This is a genomic window from Enterobacter sp. RHBSTW-00593 (assembly GCF_013784105.1).
In the GTDB taxonomy this organism is placed as follows: Bacteria; Pseudomonadota; Gammaproteobacteria; order Enterobacterales; family Enterobacteriaceae; genus Enterobacter; species Enterobacter ludwigii.
Map to the genome: position 1 here is coordinate 1049998 of NZ_CP056393.1, position 16000 is coordinate 1065997.

Here is a 16000-nt window from a genome sequence, read left to right on the forward strand (position 1 = left end):
CTATTGCAGCAATGGGTTTCGTTTAAACGCTTTTCCGCTACAATTGAAAACCATTCAAATGGTTAAGAGGCGTGAATGAGTCAGGCGAAAACCGGCATCCTGCTTGCCAATCTGGGTACACCAGATGCACCGACATCAGAAGCGGTAAAACGCTACCTGCGACAATTTTTAAGCGACACGCGCGTCGTGGATACCCCAAGACTGTTGTGGTGGCCGCTGCTGCGTGGCGTCATTCTGCCGATTCGTGCCCCACGTGTAGCAAAGCTTTATCAGTCCGTCTGGATGGAAGAGGGCTCACCGCTGATGGTGTATAGCCGTCGGCAGGAAAAAGCGCTGGCCGCCCGCCTGCCGGATATGCCCGTCGCGCTGGGTATGAGCTACGGTAAACCGTCACTGGAAAGCGCGGTCGACTCGCTGCTGGCGCAGGGCGTCGACCACATTGTGGTGCTCGCCCTTTATCCGCAGTATTCCTGCTCGACAGTTGCCGCCGTCTGGGATGAGCTGGCTCGTATTCTGGCGACCCGCCGCCGTATTCCTGGCGTGACCTTTATTCGCGATTACGCCGATAACGAACGCTATATTAAAGCGCTTGCCAGTAGCGCGCGCGCGTCGTTTGAAAAACATGGCGAGCCGGATCTGCTGTTGCTCTCCTATCACGGGATCCCGCAGCGCTTCGCCAATGAAGGGGATGATTACCCGCAGCGCTGCCGCGACACCACCCGTGAGCTGGTCTCTGCCCTCGGCCTGCCGCCAGAGAAAGTGATGATGACCTTCCAGTCGCGTTTTGGCCGCGAGCCGTGGTTAACGCCTTATACCGACGAAACCCTCAAAATGCTCGGTGAGAAGGGCGTGAAACATATTCAGGTGATGTCTCCCGGTTTCTCCGCCGACTGTCTGGAAACGCTGGAAGAGATTGCCGTGCAGAACAGAGAGTTCTTCCTCGAGGCGGGCGGAACGAAATACGAATACATTCCGGCCCTTAACGACTCGCCTGAGCATATTGAGATGATGGTGTCACTGGTGACAAACAGCCGCTGATCGCACTATGGGCCGGGTTTGTGCTACCATTCCCGGCCCATAATCCTTGCACAGTTCAGACCCATGAAATTTCCCGGTAAACGCAAATCTAAACACTACTTTCCCGTTGATGCCCGCGATCCGCTCCTGCAGCAAATCCAGCCGGAAAATGAAACCAGCGCCGCATGGGTCGTCGGTATCGATCAGACGCTGGTGGACATTGAAGCTAAAGTGGATGATGCGTTTGTCGCTCGTTACGGTCTGAGCGCCGGTCATTCGCTGGTGATTGAGGACGATGTTGCCGAAGCCCTGTATCAGGAGCTGACGCGCGAAAACCTGATCACCCATCAGTTTGCCGGTGGCACTATCGGCAACACCATGCACAACTACTCGGTGCTTGCCGACGACCGCTCTGTGTTATTGGGCGTCATGTGCAGCAACATCGAAATTGGTGGCTACGCCTACCGTTATTTGTGCAATACCTCCAGCCGCACCGATCTGAACTACCTTCAGGGCGTTGACGGGCCGATTGGCCGCTGCTTCACGCTGATCAGCGATTCCGGCGAACGTACCTTTGCCATCAGCCCCGGCCACATGAATAAGCTGCGTGCAGAGAGCATTCCGGAAGCGGTGATAGCGGGCGCGTCTGCACTGGTGCTGACGTCGTATCTGGTGCGCTGTAAACCCGGCGAGCCGATGCCGGAAGCCACCATGAAAGCGATTGAGTACGCGAAGAAATACAATGTGCCGGTCGTTCTGACGCTGGGTACCAAATTCGTGATAGCCGACAACCCCGAGTGGTGGCAGGCCTTCCTGAAGGAACACGTCTCGATTCTGGCGATGAACGAAGAAGAGGCTGAAGCGTTGACCGGCGAGAGCGATCCGCTGCTGGCCTCCGATAAAGCGCTCGACTGGGTCGATCTGGTGCTCTGCACTGCCGGACCGGTAGGGCTGTATATGGCAGGCTTCACGGAAGAAGAGAGCAAACGCAAAACGCAGCATCCACTGCTGCCAGGCGCCATTGCCGAGTTTAACCAGTACGAGTTCAGCCGCGCGATTCGCCATAAAGATTGCGAAAACCCGCTGCGTATTTACTCCCACATCGCGCCGTATATGGGCGGGCCAGAAAAGATCATGAACACCAATGGCGCGGGAGATGGCGCACTGGCGGCGCTGCTGCATGACATCACTGCGAATGCCTACCATAAAACCAACGTCCCGAATTCCAGCAAGCACAAATTCAACTGGCTGACCTATTCGTCGCTGGCGCAGGTGTGTAAGTACGCGAACCGCGTGAGTTATCAGGTGCTGAACCAGCACTCGCCGCGCTTAACCCGCGGTCTGCCGGAGAGGGAAGATAGCCTCGAAGAAGCTTACTGGGACCGATAAAGGCAAAACGGCAACCTTGCGGTTGCCGTATTCGTGTTTGTACCCTCTCCCGGTAGGAGAGGGGCAGTCAAGGGCTGCAGGAGGCACGCTTACCCCGTCACCACCTCGTCAACCGGCGGTTTCGTTAACAGCGTCAGCATCGCTTTTGCAATTTCGCGTTCACCCATCACCACCTGATCCGCACCCCGTTCGGTAATGTACTCCACCTCATCGTCATAATGGGCACGGGCAATGATCTCAATATTCGGGCACTTCTCACGTGCGGACGCTACAATTTCACCCGCTTCATAGCCGTTTGGAATGGTCAGCAGCAACCAGCGCGCGCAGTCCAGATGCGCGAGATTCATGATCTCTTCGTTTGCCGCATTGCCCAACACCGCGCGAACGCCGCGCTCGCGCAGCTCGTCGACACGGGTACGTGATGTTTCAATCACCACCAGCGGGATCCCCTGCGCCATCAGCTTCTCACCGAGCAGGCTTCCTACGCGGCCAAAGCCGACCAGCAGGGCATGATTGCAAATATCCACCGGGATCTGCTTCTCTTCTTCGATAGCTTCTTCCAGCGTCTGCTCTTCCAGCGTTTCGGTTTTATCGAGGTATTTTTCCAGCAACGCAAACAGGACCGGGTTCAGCATGATGGAGAGGATCGCTCCGGCGAGGACCAGGTTTTGCCCGGCCTGCGGCAGCAGATTCAGCGCCATACCCAGGCCTGCCAGAATAAAGGCGAACTCACCAATCTGCGCCAGGCTGGCGGCGATGGTCAGAGCGGTACGCGGCGAGTGGCCAAACATCCGTACCAGGAAGAAGGCGGCAACCGACTTACCAAAGATAATAATCGCCAGGGTGCCCATCACGGCCAGCGGCTGCTGAACCAGAACCATCGGATCAAACAGCATCCCGACGGAGACAAAGAACAGGACGGCGAAGGCGTCGCGCAGCGGCAGCGTATCGTGCGCCGCACGGTGGCTCAGCTCGGATTCGTTCAGCACCATCCCGGCGAAGAACGCGCCCAGTGCAAAGGAGACGTCGAACAGTTCAACGGCACCAAAGGCAATCCCCAGCGCTAGGGCAAGGACAGACAGGGTAAACAACTCACGGGAGCCGGTGGCCGCGCTGCGGGACAGGATCCACGGCACCAGACGGCGGCCCACCAGCATCATAATGGTGATAAACGCCACCACTTTCCCGATGGTGATGCTCATGTCCAGCGCCAGCGTCGCAAAGCCGACGCTCTCTTTTTCCATCATACCGGCGACGGCAGGCAGCAACACCAGCGTCAGCACCATCACCAGGTCTTCCACAATCAGCCAGCCTATCGCGATTTGTCCGCGCTGGCTGTCGATAAGCTGCCTCTCCTCAAGCGCGCGCAGCAGTACGACGGTACTGGCGGTTGAAAGACACAGCCCAAAGACGATACCGGTCATCAGCGACCAGCCAAGCACTGTCGAAAGCGCCATTCCCAGCAGCGTCGCTACGGCTATCTGTGCGATCGCTCCCGGTATGGCGATCGACTTTACCGCCATCAGATCCTTGAGTGAGAAATGCAGACCCACGCCAAACATCAGCAGAATCACGCCTAATTCCGCCAGTTCGGGCGCCAGTTTGGTATCCGCCACGAAACCTGGCGTAAAGGGACCCGCCAGCACACCCGCTAACAAATAGCCCACCAGAGGCGAAATACGCAGTTTATTGGCAATCATGCCGAGGATAAAAGCGAGCACAAGTCCACCAACAATGGTGGTGATAAGCGGTGTGGCGTGATGCATTCCGTCTCCTTTCGTTGTGGGTGTTCCATTTGGTTAAAAAACCAAAAACCGAGTAATAGTTTATGACAATTTTTGCCGTTATGTTTATGAATAATTGTTGAAGTTTGAATAAAACAGCAATATGCGTGTAAAAAAGCGCATTTTGATAAATTAGGCGGGGGGATACAGAAGAAACCCTTATGGCATCAGGGTGTCAGGTCGCCAAAGTAAAACTTTAGCGACCATTATATTACGCTTTATGACGGTTATCAGGCAGGAATATGGTCAACATCCCCAGAAGCGGCAGGAAAGCACAGATTTTATAGACCAGGAAGATACTGGTGTGGTCGGCAATCATGCCCAGCACTGCCGCACCAAGGCCGCCCATGCCGAAAGCAAAACCAAAAAAGAGCCCGGAAACCATACCGATACGGCCTGGCAGCAGCTCTTGCGCGTAAACAAGGATGGCGGAAAACGCCGAGGCGAGGATAAACCCAATAATCATGGTCAAAATCCCCGTCCACTCCAGGCTTGCATACGGCAAAATAAGGGTAAACGGGGCCACGCCGAGGATAGAGCCCCAAATGACGTATTTGCGCCCGATGTTATCGCCCACAGGCCCGCCGATAACCGTCCCTGCAGCCACCGCAAACAGGAAGGCAAACAGGTGAAGCTGGGCGTTTTGGACCGATAATCCGAATTTTTGCATCAGGTAAAAGGTGTAATAGCTGCTGATGCTCGCCATATAGAAGTATTTCGAGAAAATCAGCACCAGAAGCACGGAGACGGCCAGAATGACCTTATCGCGAGGAAGGGGATTGATAACCTTCGCTTTAGGTTTACCTTTGTTCACGCGATGCTGCGTGGCATACCAGCGGCTTATCTGAATCAGTACGATAATCGCCAGCAAGGCTGCCAGCACAAACCACGCCACGTTACCCTTGCCGTACGGAGCGATGATCACCGCTGCCAGCAGTGGGCCGAGGGAGCTGCCAAAGTTACCGCCCACCTGAAACAGCGATTGCGCCAGCCCGTGACGGCCCCCGGAGGCCATGCGCGCCACGCGTGAGGACTCCGGGTGAAAGACCGACGACCCCGTACCCACCAGCGCGGCGGCAATCAGCACTGCTTCAAAGCTGCCTGCCATTGCCAGCAGCACCAGCCCGCTCAAGGTAAAACACATGCCAATCGGTAGCGACCACGGCATAGGATATTTATCCGTCCAGTAGCCCACGACCGGTTGCAGAAGTGAGGAGGCCAGCTGGAAGGTCAGGGTGATCATCCCGATCTGCATGAACGTTAATGAAAACTCGGACTGCAGCAGCGGGTAGATCGCGAGAATCAACGACTGGATCATGTCGTTGAGCAGATGTGAAAGGCTGATTGCGCCTAACACTTTAAACGAGGTGCGCGACGCCGGAGCGCCAGACACGGGCTGGGTTGATTCACTGATTGCCATAGAGATGAATACCACGTCTTTTGTTATTAGAAATGCAGGGTGTAATTATTATTCAACTAACATACCCGGCAGTGACATTTGAATAAAGTCGCAATTCTGAAAACTTATTTGTCTATTCTTATTAGTCACTGTAATTTTTGCCTTTGTCTATTGGTCAGGGAGAGAGAAGATGAAGTTAATGAAGCGGAGCGTCGCGCTGGCGCTGATCGCCGCCTGGGGTCTGGTTAGCCTGCCCGTGCAGGCCTATGAAAAAGATAAAACCTATAAAATCACCATTCTGCATACCAACGATCACCACGGCCATTTCTGGCGCAGTGAATACGGCGAATACGGTCTGTCGGCACAAAAAACGCTGGTGGATGGCATTCGTAAAGAGGTGGCAGCCCAGGGGGGCAGCGTACTGCTGCTGTCGGGGGGCGATATCAATACCGGCGTGCCGGAATCTGATTTACAGGATGCGGAGCCTGATTTCCGCGGCATGAATCTTATTGGCTACGATGCGATGGCCGTCGGTAACCATGAATTCGATAACCCGCTGACGGTGCTGCGTCAGCAGGAAAAATGGGCCAAATTTCCGTTCCTCTCTGCCAACATCTACCAGAAAAGCACCGGCGAGCGACTGTTCAAACCCTGGGCGCTGTTTAAGCGTCAGGATCTGAAAATTGCGGTCATCGGGTTAACCACTGACGATACGGCGAAAATCGGCAACCCTGAGTTCTTTACCGATATCGAATTCCGTAAACCGGCAGACGAAGCGAAGCTGGTCATTCAGGAATTGCAGCAGAACGAAAAGCCGGATGTCATTATTGCCACCACCCATATGGGCCACTACGACAACGGTGAGCACGGCTCGAATGCGCCGGGTGACGTGGAGATGGCTCGCAGCCTGCCTGCAGGCTCGCTGGCGATGATTGTGGGCGGTCATTCACAAGACCCGGTCTGCATGGCGTCAGAGAATAAAAAGCAGGTCGACTACGTACCAGGCACGCCGTGTGCTCCGGACCGTCAGAACGGTATCTGGATTGTGCAGGCGCATGAATGGGGTAAATACGTGGGGCGTGCGGACTTTGAGTTCCGTAACGGCGAGATGAAGCTGGTGCACTATCAGCTCATTCCGGTCAACCTGAAGAAGAAAGTGACTTACCCTGACGGGAAAAGTGAGCGCGTACTCTACACCCCGGAAATTGCCGAGAACGCACAGATGCTCTCCCTGCTGACGCCCTTCCAGAATAAAGGCAAGGCGCAGCTGGACGTGAAGATTGGTACGCTGAATGGTCGTCTGGAAGGGGACCGCAGCAAAGTTCGCTTTGTGCAGACCAATATGGGGCATCTGGTGCTGGCGGCACAAATGGCGCGCACAAATGCCGATTTTGGCGTGATGAGCGGCGGCGGTATCCGCGACTCCATCGAAGGCGGAAACATCACCTATAAAGATGTGCTGAAGGTTCAGCCGTTCGGTAACATCGTGGTGTATGTCGACATGAGCGGTAAAGAGGTGATTGACTATCTCACCGCCGTGGCGCAGATGAAGCCGGACTCCGGCGCTTATCCGCAGTTTGCCAACGTCAGCTTTGTGGCGAAGGACGGCAAGCTCAACGACCTCAAAATCAAAGGCGAGCCGGTCGACCCTGCCAAAACCTACCGCATGGCAACATTAAGCTTTAACGCCACCGGTGGTGACGGTTATCCGCATATCGACAATAAACCGGGCTATGTGAATACCGGGTTTATCGATGCGGAAGTGCTGAAGCAGTTTATCGAGCAGAGTTCACCGATCGACGTGAATACCTATGAGCCGAAAGGCGAGGTGAGCTGGCAGTAGTGCGGTTTTGTGCCGGGGGGCGGCTATGCCTGACCCGGCCTGTATGAGAATCGTCGGCCCGGTAAGCACAGTGCCTCCGGGCCACTTCCTCAATCCCGTCGCGCAATATCCGCAAATGTCGCGTCCAGTATTTTCGCCAGATCGCCTGCGGACAGTTCAATATCCAGCCCGCGTTTGCCGCCGGAAATATAAATGGTGTCGAAGGTCTGCGAAGGGGCATCAATCAGCGTCGGCAGGCGTTTTTTCTGCCCGAGCGGGCTGATACCGCCAACAAGGTAGCCGGTAGTGCGTTGCGCAACCATCGGATCGGCCATATCCACCTTCTTTGCCCCCAGCGCTTTGGCCACTTTCTTGAGATCCAGTTGCCCGGCAACGGGCGTTACCGCGACGGCGAGGTGTTTCATATCACCGTTCACCGCCACCAGCAGCGTCTTATAAACCCGATCGGCGTTGAGCCCCAGTTTGCGCACCACTTCATCACCAAAATTCGTTTCGCTGGGATCGTGATCGTAGGTGTGGATCCGAAAGGGAATGTTGTTTTTTTCGAGTAATTTAACGGCGGGAGTCATAGCTATCCTTCTTACGACAGACAATTCATGCTGACAGCATACGCCTGACGTTTGTCTAAAAAATAGCACCATCTTGCGCAATAGTATTGGCAGTGATGGTCACTTTGAGCGACAATCGGCTCAACCGAAGGTCTCCTTCGGCATAATAAAAACGATGAAATTCCTCTTTGACGGGCCAATAGAAATATTGGCCATTTTTTTATTTCAGCAGTGACGGCAAATTCCCTTCTCCGTACAAATGTAACGCCCCGACAGCGACCACGTAACGCCCCGCAGGCAACGCATGTAACGTCTGCTGCCAGGCTTTGTTGCGTTCGTTCATCAGCACATCATACAACGATTCACTGAACGTCGACGGCAGCGCCAGTTTACCGTCCGTGGGCGGCGCATTCAGCCACCAGCCGATCATCGTTTGCAACAGACGCGCGTTGGTGTGCCAGTGGGTCAGGGTATCATCCAGCAGCATCAGCCCATCATCAGGAAGCTGGCGCAGCAGGGCTATCTGGCTGTCCGTGCCTTCGAGCTCAATGACTGACAAATGGCGTGCTCTCGCGGCATTCAACAGCTGGTAATCAATACCGTAATCCCCGCGTAGCCCCAGACGCTGCGCCTGGGTCGCCTGCAGGACCATCGCGATTTGCCACAGCGGCAGTGTGTCCAGCATGGAGAGCGACACGCCCGTCTCATCTGCTACGCGCGTCAGTTCAGCGAACTGCGTGTCGTTCAGACGTTCAGCCAGGGGGCGATCGCTTTCGAGGCCGGCAAACGGCGACGTCTGGCCCGAAATATCCGCTTCAACGACCAGCGCATCGGCGCTCTTCAGCAGTTTCATCAGACCGGCTGGCAGCGGGGACATATCCTGCGTGCCCATATGGATGCTGCCCACCAGGTGAAGGTGCTGCCCGCCGGGAAGCGAGATATCCATGCCGGGCCAGGCATAACGGCGGGGGAAGAGGGCGCGAAACGATGTTTTTATACGATTAAACAGACTCATACGCGCTCCATAAACGGAAAGGTTCATGCTAGCGCGTAGGAGAAGAAGGTTCAATCTTTCGGTTTAAACCGCAACAACCGGTTTGCGTTGCTCACCACGGTAATGGACGAGAGTGCCATCGCCGCACCCGCGACAACCGGGTTCAGCAGCGTGCCGGTCAGCGGCCACAAAATACCGGCGGCAATCGGGATACCGAGCGAGTTGTAGACGAAGGCGCCCAGCAGGTTCTGCTTCATGTTGCGCAAGGTGGCTTTTGAAATCGCCAGCGCGTCCGCAACGCCCATCAGGCTGTGACGCATCAGGGTGATGGCGGCCGTCTCAATGGCGACATCGCTACCGCCCCCCATCGCAATACCCACTTCCGCCTGTGCCAGCGCCGGCGCATCGTTAATCCCGTCACCGACCATCGCCACCTGGCGACCCTGGCTTTGCAGCGTCTTGATGGCATCTGCTTTGCCGTCAGGTAACACCCCGGCAATGACCTCGTCAATCCCAGCTTCCCGGGCGATGGCGTTCGCCGTCACAGGATTATCCCCGGTCAACATTACCAGGCGATAGCCCGCGCGATGCAGGCGTTGCAACGCCTGCACGCTGTCCTGACGTAGCGGATCGCGAATTGCCAGCAGCGCCGCGGCCTTGCCATCAACGGCAAGCAGAACCGGGGTTGCGCCCTGAGAGGCCTGATCTTTCAGGTCTTGTTCCAGGGCGGAGGTCTCAACGCCGTGCTCCTTCAGCAGTGCCTGATTCCCCAGCAGCAGCGTGTGCCCTTCGGCGGTACCGCTGACGCCTAAACCGCGCAGGGTGCGGAAATTGCTCACCTGCGGCAGGCTGGCATTCCCGGCTTTCTCAATAATGGCGTGGGCCAGCGGGTGGCTGGAGCCTTGTTCAAGCGCCGCGGCGAGACGCAGCGCGTCATCCTGCGTGATGCCTGCGGTTATCACGGCCACTACCTGCGGTTTCCCTTCCGTCAGCGTGCCGGTTTTATCAAACACCAGCGTGTCCAGCGTGCTCGCCCGCTGCAACGCATCGGCATCCCGTACCAGCACACCAAATTCAGCGGCACGGCCTACGCCTGAGATGATCGACATTGGTGTGGCAAGACCGAGCGCGCAAGGACAGGCAATGATCAGCACCGTGGTGGCAATCACCAGGGTATAGACAATTTGCGGTGCCGGGCCGAAGACATACCAGATAGCCGCGCTCAGCAGCGCGATACCGACCACGACCGGCACAAAAATGGCGGAGATTTTATCGGCCAGCTGACCAATTTCCGGCTTACTGCTCTGTGCCTGACGCACCATGCGAATAATGCGTGACAGCGTGGTATGGCTGCCGACGGCACTGGCGGTGAAAAGCACGCTACCGTCCTGCACCACCGTACCGGCATGAATGGCATCGCCCTGGGCTTTCTGTTGCGGGACGGGTTCTCCGGTCAGCATCGCTTCGTCAAACCAGGCTTCGCCCTGAGTGATTTCACCGTCGACGGGAACGCGGTCGCCGGTGGTCAGGCGCAGCGTCATGCCGGGTTGAACTTCAGCCAATGGGACATTTTTTTCACCTGAATCCGTCACGACGCGCGCGGTCGGTGGGGTTAAATCCAGCAGGCGTTCCAGCGCTTTGGAGGAGCGCTGACGGGCGCGCGCTTCAAGCATATGGCCGAGGTTAATCAGGCCGATAATCATCGCGCTCGCTTCATAATAGAGATGACGCGCTTCCATCGGGAACCACTGGGGCCAGACGTTGACGCTCATGGAGTACAGCCACGCCGCACCCGTGCCGAGTGCGACAAGGGTGTCCATCGTCGCGGTGCGATTTTTCAGGCTTTTCCAGGCGCTGGAGTAGAAGTGACCGCCTGCGAAAACCATCACGGCAAGCGTAATCAACCCAATGACCAGCCACAGCGTGCGGTTATCGTCGGTGACCATCATATTGTCACCGATCATTCCCCACACCATGACCGGCACCCCGACCAGCAGCGCGACGATGGCCTGCCAGCGGAAGCGTTTCATGGTGGCGACGGCCGTTTCCTGCTGACGTTCACGACGTTTGAGGTCATCTTCGATGGCCTCTGCGCCGTAGCCCGCTTTTTCAACGGCCTGCACTAAATCTGCGGCGGAGGCACTGCCCATCACCAGCGCAGTACGCTCCGCAAGATTGACCCGTGCCTGCGCGACACCCGGTACAGCCTGCAAGGCATTTTGTACCCGGGAGACGCAGCTGGCGCAGCTCATGCCGTTGATCAGCAGCTGTTGGCTGTCATCAATATCATCAGCTACCGGAAGCTCAGGAGTGGCCGCTGTCAGTGCTTCCGACGGGGATGATGACTCTGCCAGCGGTTTAGCCTTTGGGTGGCTCAGCTCCGCCCCATAACCAGCCTGTTTGATCGTATCAATCAGCGCATCCGCACTGGCGCTACCGGTGACGGCGGCGTGATCAAGGGTCACTTCAGCGCTGTCTACATCAGGACGCTGTTCCAGACTTTCTTTAACGCGTTTGACACAGTGGCCGCAGGAGAGGCCGTCCAGTGTCAGGTCAATAGTGTGAGACATAACAAAACTCCCGTATAATGATCTGGTCAGATGTTGACCGGCATAACGCTTTTCGCTAACTGTTATGAAGGTTAAACCTTCCATCAAGGGGAAGGTCAAGGGGGAAATGTGAATATCAGTGATGTTGCGAAAAAAACCGGATTGACCAGCAAAGCGATCCGTTTTTATGAAGAGAAGGGGCTGGTGACACCGCCGCTGCGCAGTGAAAATGGCTACCGCAGTTATACGCAACTGCATCTGGATGAACTGACGCTGCTGCGCCAGGCGCGGCAGGTGGGATTTAACCTTGAAGAGTGCGGCGAGCTGGTCACCTTATTCAACGATCCGGCACGCCATAGCGCAGACGTGAAAAAACGTACGCTGGAGAAAGTGGCTGAGATTGAACGCCACATTACCGAGTTACAGGCGATGCGTCAGCAGCTTCTGGCGCTGGCGGAATCCTGTCCGGGGGATGACAGCGCCGACTGCCCGATTATCGATAATCTGTCCGGCTGCTGTCATCGTAAGGCTCATGCCTGACAGGCTTTAACCCGCAGGGTTATCCCTTCCACCGCAATGACCTCAACCTGCGTGCCGGCGCTGAGGTCATCGTCGGCCACCACGGGCCATGAACTGTCGCCCACGCGCATATGTCCGCGCCCGTTAACCAGCGCCGTGTCGAGCGTAAAACGTTTGCCGACAATCTGCTGCCCGCGCTGATTGAGGTGGGCGTCGAGCGGTTTCTGCTCTGCCACCTGGCGGTTAAGCCAGCGCCACCACAGCCAGGCGGCCAACAGCGTCAGCACGGCAAATAACGCCCCCTGCCACGCCCAGTCGAGGGGCAGTAGCCAGACCACTAACCCGGTAATGACAGCGGCAACACCGCTCCAGAGCAGGTAACCGTTGCCGCCAAGCATCTCCGCGGCCAGCAATAAGCCACCGAGGCTTAGCCAGAATGCATGAGGATGTGCGACGATTAGCTCAATCATTTTTTGCGCTCGTTTCCGCTGTCTTTGATAAGTTCCGTGATCCCGGCGATGGAGCCCATCAGGCTGCTGGCATCCAGCGGCATCATCACCACTTTGCTGTTGTTCGCGGAGCCAATCTCTTTCAGCGCGTCAGTGTATTTTTGCGCAACAAAGTAGTTCACCGCCTGGATATCACCTGCTGCAATTGCTTCAGAGACCATCTGGGTGGCGCGGGCTTCCGCTTCTGCAGAACGTTCACGGGCTTCCGCCTGTAAGAAGGCAGACTGGCGTTCACCTTCCGCTTTCAGGATCTGCGACTGTTTTTCCCCTTCGGCTTTCAGGATCTCTGCCTGACGTACCCCTTCAGCTTCCAGAATGTAGGCGCGTTTGGTCCGTTCCGCTTTCATCTGTGCGTTCATGGAGGCGATCAGCTCTGCCGGTGGACGCACGTCGCGGATCTCAATACGGGTAACTTTGATCCCCCACGGGTTGGTGGCCTCGTCGACAATGTGCAGCAGGCGGGTGTTAATGCTGTCGCGCTGAGAGAGCATCTCGTCCAGCTCCATTGAACCGAGCACGGTACGAATGTTGGTCATCGTCAGATTTACGATAGCCAGCTCCAGATTGCTGACTTCATAGGCCGCTTTTGGGGCATCAATAACCTGAATAAAACAGACCGCATCAATGGTGACGTTGGCGTTATCCTTGGAGATCACTTCCTGGGAAGGAATATCCAGCACCTGTTCCATCATATTGATTTTACGTCCAATCCTGTCCATGAAAGGGACAATCAGGCTTAAACCCGGCTGGAGCGTGTTGGTGTAGCGGCCAAAGCGTTCAACGGTCCACTGATACCCCTGTGGGACAATTTTGACGCCAGCGCCGACAATAACCAGCGCAACGAAAATAAGGACAGGTATAACGATAAGCATAAAAACCTCCTGTTTTGCATGCTGTGACGAAGGGAACTGCGTGTGTGTTATAAGTCAGTATATCGGCTATCGGACTGAAATTCGCCCCTGTAAAGAAGGGGGCGCGACGAATACCGGTAAAACCTTTACTCCAGCCATCGACACACCCTATTCGCGCTGCGTTCGTGAAAGGATTATTCTACGCGTGGTTGCAATAAAGGTGGTTACAGGATGCATGATGAACAATAAAAATACGCTCTTGCAGGTCAGGGATGTCGGTTTTCGTGTGGCAAATACCACGATCCTTCAGCATGTCGATTTTTGTCTTTCCCCGGGTGAGTTCAAACTGATAACAGGGCCGTCAGGCTGTGGTAAAAGCACGTTATTAAAGATTGTCGCTTCACTGCTCAGCCCCACTGAGGGCGCTATTCTGTTTGAAGGGCAGGATATCGCGACACAGTCGCCAGAAAGCTATCGTCAGCAGGTCTCTTACTGCGTGCAAACCCCTTCGCTGTTTGGGGACACGGTTTATGACAACCTGGTCTTTCCGTGGCAAATCCGTCATAAAACGCCGGAGCCAGAAAAATTTATCGCCGATCTGGCCCGCTTTGGCCTGTCGAAAGAGACGCTGACTAAATCCATCAATGAATTATCGGGCGGCGAAAAGCAGCGCGTTTCGCTGATTCGCAATCTGCAGTTTTTGCCGAAGATATTGTTACTGGACGAGATCACCAGCGCGCTGGATGAGGTGAACAAACGCAACGTTAACGAGATTATTCATCGTTACGCAAGCGAGCAGAATATTGCCGTGCTGTGGGTTACGCACGATTCAAACGAAATTACCCATGCGGATGATGTCATTACGCTTGAGCCGCAGGGCGGGAAAATGCAGGAGGCAAACCGTGGGTGAGCATAATATTACGAATACGTCGCTGGCGTTTTCGATGGTGCTGGTACTGATCGCTATTGTGGTGAGCTACCGGGAAAAGCTGGGCCTGGAGAAAGATATTATCTGGAGTATCTGCCGCGCGGTTATCCAGCTCATTATTGTCGGCTATGTGCTGAAGTATATTTTTAACGTCAACCACGCGGTGCTGACGCTCCTGATGGTGCTCTTTATCTGCTTTAACGCGGCGTGGAACGCGCAGAAACGCAGTAAGTATATCGATAAGGCGTTTGTCTCATCGTTTATCGCCATTACAACCGGGACGGCGCTGACGCTGGCGGTGCTGGTGGTGTCCGGCTCAATCGAGTTTACGCCGATGCAGGTTATCCCTATTTCCGGGATGATTGCGGGGAACGCTATGGTGGCTGTAGGACTGTGTTACAACAACCTCGGCCAGCGATTTAGCAGTGAACAACAGAAGCTGCAGGAGAAATTAAGTCTGGGGGCGACACCGAAAATGGCCTCGGCGGTACTGATCCGCGACAGCATCCGCTCGTCGCTGATCCCAACGGTGGATTCCGCAAAAACGGTTGGGCTGGTTAGCCTGCCGGGAATGATGTCCGGGTTAATTTTTGCCGGTATCGATCCGGTCAAAGCCATTAAATATCAGATCATGGTGACCTTTATGCTGCTCTCTACGGCCAGCCTGTCGACCATCATTGCCTGCTATTTAACCTATCGGAAGTTCTACAACGCGCGCCATCAGCTGGTGGTGACGCAGTTGAAAAAGGCGGGGTGACCGCCTCTTTTGCAGGCCCGGTGAGCGCAAACGGCACCGGGCCTGTTCATCAGTAGAGCAGGGCGTACAGCTGACGGCGGTACGTCGACGCCAGCGCATCGCCGGTGCCCAGCGCGGCCAGGATCTCCTGGAACATTTTCCGCGCCTGACCGTCGGCGGCACCCAGATCGTTTTGCAGATGGCTGAACAGCAGTGCCAGCGCTTCTTCGTTACGTCCCACCTGATGCAGCTGCAGCGCCAGCTGGCTTGCCAGCGCGGCATTGGTCGGGTTATCGGCAACCTGCTGTTGAAGCTGCTGGATCTCCGGCGTATCCGCCGCCTGTTTCAGCAGATCGATCTGCGCGACCAGACCCTGATAACGGGTATCCTGATCCTGCAGTGGAATGGTCTTCAGCACAGCTTCCGCATCGTCGGAACGGTGCAGGGCAATCTGCGTTTCCGCAAGGAGCAGGCCAATCTGGCTGTCCTGTTTCGACAGCTGCCACGCCTCTTTGAGCAGCGGCAGCGCTTCGTCGTATTTGCCTTCCTGCATCAGTCCCATGGCTTCCTGCGCCTTCAGCTCTTCCTCGCGTGGCAGGACTTTATCCAGCAGGGCGCGGATCGCTTCTTCAGGCTGTGGCCCCTGGAAGCCATCAACAGGTTGACCATTCTGGAACAGATAGACGGTAGGAATCGCGCGCAGGCCAAACTGAGACGCCACCATAGGCTCTGCGTCACAATCCAGTTTGGCGAGAATGAACTGGCCATTGTATTGCGCGGCAAGGCTTTCGAGTACCGGCGTCAGCTGCAGACAGTGTTGACTACGCTCAGACCAGAAGTAGAACAGCACCGGTTTGGTCATGGACTGTTCGAGGGTCTGTTGCAGGTTTGCTTCAGTAATATTGACGATATTCTGTACGGACATGCGGCCTTC

The 16000-nt window shown here is 55.8% G+C and carries 14 protein-coding genes; 6 read left to right on the plus strand and 8 right to left on the minus strand.

Annotation, left to right across the window (positions count from 1 at the left end; translation table 11 throughout):
- The first annotated feature begins 75 nt into the window (after nucleotides 1-75).
- The gene (gene hemH / locus HV242_RS04990; RefSeq protein WP_025204839.1) at nucleotides 76-1038 is read left to right on the plus strand and encodes a ferrochelatase; all 963 of its coding nucleotides are present in this window, start codon (nucleotides 76-78) and stop codon (nucleotides 1036-1038) included.
- 63 nt (nucleotides 1039-1101) lie between these two features.
- Nucleotides 1102-2406, plus strand: coding sequence for an inosine/guanosine kinase (locus tag HV242_RS04995; protein ID WP_020885178.1), 1305 nt, complete (start codon nucleotides 1102-1104; stop codon nucleotides 2404-2406).
- Nucleotides 2407-2495: 89 nt separating this feature from the next.
- Here the strand turns inward: HV242_RS04995 and ybaL are convergent, their stop codons facing one another.
- Both ybaL and HV242_RS05005 read right to left on the minus strand, forming a co-directional pair.
- Nucleotides 2496-4172 carry a YbaL family putative K(+) efflux transporter gene (gene ybaL, locus HV242_RS05000; protein ID WP_014168917.1) on the minus strand — a complete coding sequence of 559 codons (1677 nt, stop codon included), beginning with the start codon at nucleotides 4170-4172 and terminating at the stop codon, nucleotides 2496-2498.
- A gap of 229 nt (nucleotides 4173-4401) precedes the next feature.
- Nucleotides 4402-5610: an MFS transporter gene (locus HV242_RS05005; protein ID WP_181616910.1), complete on the minus strand. Its 1209-nt coding sequence runs from the start codon at nucleotides 5608-5610 to the stop codon at nucleotides 4402-4404.
- 169 nt (nucleotides 5611-5779) lie between these two features.
- Here HV242_RS05005 and ushA point away from each other — a divergent pair, with 169 nt between their 5' ends.
- The gene (gene ushA, locus HV242_RS05010) at nucleotides 5780-7432 is read left to right on the plus strand and encodes a bifunctional UDP-sugar hydrolase/5'-nucleotidase UshA (RefSeq protein ID WP_181616911.1); all 1653 of its coding nucleotides are present in this window, start codon (nucleotides 5780-5782) and stop codon (nucleotides 7430-7432) included.
- Nucleotides 7433-7521: 89 nt separating this feature from the next.
- Here the strand turns inward: ushA and ybaK are convergent, their stop codons facing one another.
- From ybaK to copA, 3 genes are all read right to left on the minus strand, one after another.
- Nucleotides 7522-8001 carry a Cys-tRNA(Pro)/Cys-tRNA(Cys) deacylase YbaK gene (gene ybaK, locus HV242_RS05015; protein ID WP_020885175.1) on the minus strand — a complete coding sequence of 160 codons (480 nt, stop codon included), beginning with the start codon at nucleotides 7999-8001 and terminating at the stop codon, nucleotides 7522-7524.
- Nucleotides 8002-8200: 199 nt separating this feature from the next.
- Entirely contained in the window at nucleotides 8201-8995 is a 795-nt protein-coding gene (locus tag HV242_RS05020; protein ID WP_047366348.1) for a TraB/GumN family protein, read from the minus strand.
- A gap of 50 nt (nucleotides 8996-9045) precedes the next feature.
- Complete coding sequence (copA, locus tag HV242_RS05025) at nucleotides 9046-11544, minus strand: copper-exporting P-type ATPase CopA (RefSeq protein WP_050737450.1); 2499 nt, start codon at nucleotides 11542-11544, stop codon at nucleotides 9046-9048.
- A 108-nt stretch (nucleotides 11545-11652) separates the two neighbouring features.
- On the opposite strand from copA, the gene cueR reads away from it, so the two are divergent.
- Entirely contained in the window at nucleotides 11653-12063 is a 411-nt protein-coding gene (gene cueR, locus HV242_RS05030; protein WP_014168923.1) for a Cu(I)-responsive transcriptional regulator, read from the plus strand.
- On the opposite strand, the gene HV242_RS05035 is transcribed toward cueR, so the two are convergent.
- Both HV242_RS05035 and HV242_RS05040 read right to left on the minus strand, forming a co-directional pair.
- Nucleotides 12054-12512, minus strand: a complete 459-nt coding sequence (locus HV242_RS05035; protein WP_047744108.1) for an NfeD family protein — start codon at nucleotides 12510-12512, stop codon at nucleotides 12054-12056. The genes cueR and HV242_RS05035 overlap by 10 nt on opposite strands.
- Complete coding sequence (locus HV242_RS05040; RefSeq protein ID WP_014168925.1) at nucleotides 12509-13423, minus strand: SPFH domain-containing protein; 915 nt, start codon at nucleotides 13421-13423, stop codon at nucleotides 12509-12511. The genes HV242_RS05035 and HV242_RS05040 overlap by 4 nt, the downstream gene beginning before the upstream one ends.
- A 217-nt stretch (nucleotides 13424-13640) precedes the next feature.
- Here HV242_RS05040 and fetA point away from each other — a divergent pair, with 217 nt between their 5' ends.
- Both fetA and fetB read left to right on the plus strand, forming a co-directional pair.
- Complete coding sequence (fetA, locus tag HV242_RS05045; RefSeq protein ID WP_044868016.1) at nucleotides 13641-14312, plus strand: iron efflux ABC transporter ATP-binding subunit FetA; 672 nt, start codon at nucleotides 13641-13643, stop codon at nucleotides 14310-14312.
- On the plus strand, nucleotides 14305-15087 hold the full coding sequence (fetB, locus tag HV242_RS05050) for an iron efflux ABC transporter permease subunit FetB (protein ID WP_020885171.1): 783 nt from the start codon (nucleotides 14305-14307) through the stop codon (nucleotides 15085-15087). Before fetA ends, fetB begins: the two co-directional genes overlap by 8 nt.
- A gap of 49 nt (nucleotides 15088-15136) precedes the next feature.
- Here fetB and HV242_RS05055 read toward each other — a convergent pair whose 3' ends face one another.
- Complete coding sequence (locus HV242_RS05055; protein WP_050737449.1) at nucleotides 15137-15991, minus strand: co-chaperone YbbN; 855 nt, start codon at nucleotides 15989-15991, stop codon at nucleotides 15137-15139.
- Between the last annotated feature and the right edge of the window lie 9 nt (nucleotides 15992-16000).

Coding starts and splice junctions, on each gene's coding strand:
- hemH (WP_025204839.1), top strand. CDS start 76: ATGAGTCAGGCGAAAACCGGCATCCTGCTTGCCAATCTGGGTACACCA.
- HV242_RS04995 (WP_020885178.1), top strand. CDS start 1,102: ATGAAATTTCCCGGTAAACGCAAATCTAAACACTACTTTCCCGTTGAT.
- ybaL (WP_014168917.1), bottom strand. CDS start 4,172: ATGCATCACGCCACACCGCTTATCACCACCATTGTTGGTGGACTTGTG.
- HV242_RS05005 (WP_181616910.1), bottom strand. CDS start 5,610: ATGGCAATCAGTGAATCAACCCAGCCCGTGTCTGGCGCTCCGGCGTCG.
- ushA (WP_181616911.1), top strand. CDS start 5,780: ATGAAGTTAATGAAGCGGAGCGTCGCGCTGGCGCTGATCGCCGCCTGG.
- ybaK (WP_020885175.1), bottom strand. CDS start 8,001: ATGACTCCCGCCGTTAAATTACTCGAAAAAAACAACATTCCCTTTCGG.
- HV242_RS05020 (WP_047366348.1), bottom strand. CDS start 8,995: ATGAGTCTGTTTAATCGTATAAAAACATCGTTTCGCGCCCTCTTCCCC.
- copA (WP_050737450.1), bottom strand. CDS start 11,544: ATGTCTCACACTATTGACCTGACACTGGACGGCCTCTCCTGCGGCCAC.
- HV242_RS05035 (WP_047744108.1), bottom strand. CDS start 12,512: ATGATTGAGCTAATCGTCGCACATCCTCATGCATTCTGGCTAAGCCTC.
- HV242_RS05040 (WP_014168925.1), bottom strand. CDS start 13,423: ATGCTTATCGTTATACCTGTCCTTATTTTCGTTGCGCTGGTTATTGTC.
- fetA (WP_044868016.1), top strand. CDS start 13,641: ATGAACAATAAAAATACGCTCTTGCAGGTCAGGGATGTCGGTTTTCGT.
- HV242_RS05055 (WP_050737449.1), bottom strand. CDS start 15,991: ATGTCCGTACAGAATATCGTCAATATTACTGAAGCAAACCTGCAACAG.